This is a genomic window from Clostridium sp. DSM 8431 (genome assembly GCF_900116755.1).
In the GTDB taxonomy this organism is placed as follows: domain Bacteria; phylum Bacillota; class Clostridia; order Clostridiales; family Clostridiaceae; genus Clostridium.
This window is the reverse complement of the sequence record NZ_FPBY01000224.1, coordinates 1-4,597: the sequence shown is the minus strand read 5'-3', so window position 1 is coordinate 4,597 and position 4,597 is coordinate 1. Positions and strand designations below refer to the sequence as shown.

Here is a 4,597-nt window from a genome sequence, read left to right as displayed (position 1 = left end):
TTTAAAGCACTTTCATCTGCATTAATCTACTAAGTTGACGACATTGCGCGTACATCTAAGTTGCTCCTCCTTTTGCAAGCTTGATTTTATAAACTAAAAATACTATACCATATTATGAAGTAAAAAACCAGGGATTTTCAAACTTTTATTATACCATTTTTTTCAGATAGTATCCATATTTATATATCCCCTTTGCAGAACATACGTTTGTATACATTATATAATACCCAACATAAAAAAATATATACTTATAATTTTCACATTAAGTAATAATATTCCTAACCCATTTAGTTATATATAGCAGTTTCCTTATTACTAGGTTCAGAAAATATATTTTCTGCTTTAATATCCTTAAGCTCTTCTTTAACCTTCTTATGATACTCCTTATTAGTAACTACATAAAGGTTATCTTTGCTTATTAATGGAGTCACTCTATCTACGGTATTAACTAAAAAACTTTTCCCATTTATAACTTTTAGGAACTGTTTAGGTTCATCTGCTCTTGAAAGAGGATACAAACGGCTACCCCTTCCTCCTGCTAAAATCAAACCATATATCACTATTTCCAACTCCATTTAAATGTTTTCCATTCATTATATGTAAGGCTTCTATTTTGTGTGCTATTTGCTATGTTCCATATTAAGATAATTCTAGAAATAGTGTATATGTGAATATACTATATTGGCTTCAGTAATTAATTCAATATTATTCTATATCCTCTCTTATTTAGTCATCTTAACTTATAATGCTTTTTATTTTTTTCTTATTTATAATGTATTTTAATCTTTATTTTATCTTTTTCTATATTTTTACTTATGCATATATATCCGCAATACGTTTTTACGTTTTTCTACTTTTTTTATGCTAAAAATTTTGTTAAAGCGTTTCATTTGTTATGCGATATATATATAACAGGGATAAAATTTTTTTAGAAAACGTAGTAAACTATGAGGTGAAAATTTAATGAAGAAAAAACAATTAACAATTTTGTTAGCTAGTACTATATTAGTTTCTAATGTATTATTAACTAACACTTATGCTAATGCAACGGAACAAACAAAAATAGAAATAATGCAAGACGCAGAAATTAAATCCACTAATCCTACAGTAGAAAATAGAACTTATACTTTTGATAGATCGGAACCTAAAGATATAGTTATAACAGGTGTTAACTTTGATAACACAACTTTAACATCTTTTGCTGTTAGCGGAAAACCATGCGATAAAAAATATATTACATGTACAAATGATACAATAACAATTTCAAAAGATTTCTTATCAACATTAACAGATTTCAAAGATGATACATATCAAGGTACTTTACTTGAATTTACAAACACTACTAATGCCAATGATTTTACTCAATTAGTTGGATATGTAACAATTAAATTTATCTATAGTTCTAATACTATCGTGCCATCAACTAATGATGATAATACTGTAGTTAAACATAATCCAACTATTGGTGCTAACCAAGTTTTAGACTATGACTTAAGTGAACCTAAAGATGTAGTTGTAAGGGATGTAGATTTTGATGATACTGATTTATCATATGTTATGATAAATGGTACTACTATAAGACAAGAAGGTTTTACAGTAGATAAAACTAATAAAACAATAACTATCTTAGCAAGTTCATTAAAAACTATTAGCCTTGCTCAGGGTGTTTATGATATATCATTTAAATTTACTGATTCAGATTTATTACTTAGTGAAGCTAATTTAAGAGTTATTAATTCTGTACCAGAAATAGTTCCTCCAACTAATGGAGACACTGATAATAATGGTACTACTGGTAGCGAAGGAAATACTACTCCTGAAAACACAAAACCATAAAAACGTAATCCTCAAGTAAATTGTCCAACTTTAAATTATTATTTAGATACTAAACCTAGTTTAACTATTGATAATGTAGATTTTGATAATACAAACCTTAGTTTAATTATTATAAATGGTGAAACAATATATGCAGAGCAACTTGAATTAACTGATAGTACAATAACTATTCCAAAAGCTGTATTAGAAGATTTAAAACTTATTGAAGGTAATTATTATGTATCATATAAGTTCTCTGATTCTACATCATTAATTGGAGTTACTAATTTATCAGTTAAAGAATCTGCTACTATAGTTAATACTACTCCTTTAGCTCCAATTGTAATTGATAAAAACAATCTAACTGAAGTAACAATACCAAACTTCATTCCAGCTAATTCTAAGGTGGAATCTGTAGTTATAAATAATAAAGTATTAACTGTAAAATATAAAAATGCAAGAAGAGCTAGACTTTTAGCTCTTAATACAGAACCAGAACATGTTGTTTATATTGATGACAATAACAATTTAATAATACCAGCAGAAACATTAGAATATATCGGTTTTGATGAACCAAACTATGATATAACTGCTAATTTAGCTGATGGTTCTAAAATTAATAAAACTGTTACTTTAAATGTTGCAAACCCACCAAGTACTGATAATGCTACTGATACTGACAATAATGTAGATGCTAATACAACTTCTACTTCTGAAACTGATAATAATAGTGCAGCAACTTCTAATATTGTTAAACCTAATACTAACAAACCTACATCAGTAAAAACAGGTGACGCTGCAAGTGCTGGATTAATTTCATTAGCATTATCTTCAATTGCAGGTATGAGTTTCTTTAGAAAAAAGAAATAGTTCAGAAGAACAAAGTGGCTGACGCCATGCTTTTCAGCTCAGGAGGCAGCTTTGTTTTGCGGCCTACAATTATTTTTTACTTTACTAAATTATACTAATTTAATGTTTTATTAAATCAATTCTTCTCATTTCTTTATTAGTTCTTCCTCTATATTTCCACAAAGGCACATTCTCTAAAAACTTTCCAACTAGTTCTTTCACTAATTTTTTTGACTCCTTAAGTTCATCTACTTCATATTCATCTCTACATTTATTTTCAATACTATTAACCATAAATTGAACAATAACTTCAGCCTCAACTACCTGAACATCAGCTTTCATATCATTTATTATCTCAATTAAATTTTCCTTTTCTATAACAAATTCTTCTATAAATCTATCATAAAATTCTTTTATATAAGGCACCTCTTCTTCTCTTTTATTAGATGCCATGGATAATAAGTCATCCTTACTAAAAAACTTATACTCATATCTGCCCATTTTTTCTCTAATCTCTTCTATTGCTGAGAAGTTATCTATATTTTCATTAACATAACAAGATTTATCTACCCAAGAATAATATAGCCCTCCCCCTTCTTTAATAATTTTCTTTATATATGCATCAGGTTCACTTACATCATATAGTCTTAGCCTATCTATTATTTCTTGCTCTTCCATTATTCCATAAGCTTCCATAAAACCTTTTATAAGATTCATTATCTCACTATTCCTCTTAATATTTCGTCTAAAATCAAGGCTAGAAATAATATCTTTAACTATATCTTTAACTTCACCTGGCATAATAAAAGCTGTAGTCTCTTTTTCTGCAAAAGGATATACTAGTCCATAGCTTTCAAAATAAAAGAAGTCTCTAAATTCCTTACTTTTTTTTACATGTCTTATGCCTGAATTTTTTAAAAATAACCTTAACCCTTGAATTCTCTCTTCATCAAAATACATAAGTTTTTCTCTAATAAGAATTTCATAATTATTAAATATATTTTGAATAAGTTCACTCTTATTTAACTTATAATATTTCTTTAAGCCAAGACTTTTTCCTATATCATATAATTCTTCTTTACATAATGATTTAAGATGTTCTTCTAAAGAATCAGTTTTTATCCCCTTTTGAAATTTTTTGCCAAGCATATTTATTTCCTTAATAATGTTACTCTGCAGCTCTTCTGCTTCTTTTCTCATTGTGCTCTTTTCTATTAATGAACTAAATATTTGCTTTAACTCTCCAAGAGCATCAAATATCTCTTGGTTATGAATATCACTTATCCCTTCATTCATATATAAGCCTTCATTATATAATTTAATTTCTGCTTCAAATTGTGAAATTGATAAAAACGAGTAATTACCCTGCTTACAATTATATTTTATAAGTTCAAGTACCTTATTCATTTTAAGCTCAAAAGCTGTATATAATATTTCTAAAATAACTGCTTGTTTTTTCTCCTTTAATTTCCCCTGTAGTAACTCTATAAGAAAATTTTGAGTCTCTTCTTTAGATAAGTCTCCATTTATACATAAAATCTTTAATGCTTCAATTACTACAGCCTTAGCATACTCATTAGCCTTCTTGTTATTTAAAGTTCTTAACATATTATCATAATTCCCATCATATACTGATGCAATAATTCTAGCTCCATACTCTGGTATAAGAGTATCAAATAATTCAAAAGATCTAGTTCCAGGAAGAGATAATATATCTAAAAATAATGGACATAACATTTTTTCTTTAAATTGCGACAAAATAATAACCGCATATATATGTCCAACATACCTTTCATCATTTAGATGTTTAAAAATATTAAGTTTAAAATCTTGTATATACTGAACCTCCCACGACTGAAGTCGCAGGGTTCTTGGTCGATAGCACTAATGTGCTAAGCAAACCCAAGCTATCCCCGTAGTTCCTACGGTTCTT

Annotated in this window: 4 protein-coding genes and 1 pseudogene; 2 read left to right on the top strand and 3 right to left on the bottom strand. The window is 27.7% G+C overall.

Annotation, left to right across the window (positions count from 1 at the left end):
• Positions 1-299: 299 nt before the first annotated feature.
• Positions 300-560 (bottom strand): annotated as a pseudogene (locus tag BM384_RS15745) (sugar phosphate nucleotidyltransferase); the annotation flags it as partial.
• A gap of 403 nt (positions 561-963) precedes the next feature.
• Here BM384_RS15745 and BM384_RS15740 point away from each other — a divergent pair.
• A complete protein-coding gene (locus tag BM384_RS15740) occupies positions 964-1,836 on the top strand; it encodes a hypothetical protein (protein ID WP_090015020.1) in 873 nt (290 codons plus the stop codon).
• Positions 1,837-2,051: 215 nt separating this feature from the next.
• On the opposite strand, the gene BM384_RS17815 is transcribed toward BM384_RS15740, so the two are convergent.
• On the bottom strand, positions 2,052-2,204 hold the full coding sequence (locus BM384_RS17815) for a hypothetical protein (RefSeq protein WP_175537424.1): 153 nt from the start codon (positions 2,202-2,204) through the stop codon (positions 2,052-2,054).
• 16 nt (positions 2,205-2,220) lie between these two features.
• Here BM384_RS17815 and BM384_RS15735 point away from each other — a divergent pair, with 16 nt between their 5' ends.
• Positions 2,221-2,685 (top strand): hypothetical protein, encoded by a 465-nt coding sequence (locus tag BM384_RS15735; protein ID WP_090015018.1) that lies wholly within the window; start codon positions 2,221-2,223, stop codon positions 2,683-2,685.
• A 99-nt stretch (positions 2,686-2,784) separates the two neighbouring features.
• Here BM384_RS15735 and BM384_RS15730 read toward each other — a convergent pair whose 3' ends face one another.
• Positions 2,785-4,500: a DUF1186 domain-containing protein gene (locus BM384_RS15730; protein ID WP_347455095.1), complete on the bottom strand. Its 1,716-nt coding sequence runs from the start codon at positions 4,498-4,500 to the stop codon at positions 2,785-2,787.
• Positions 4,501-4,597: the final 97 nt, after the last annotated feature.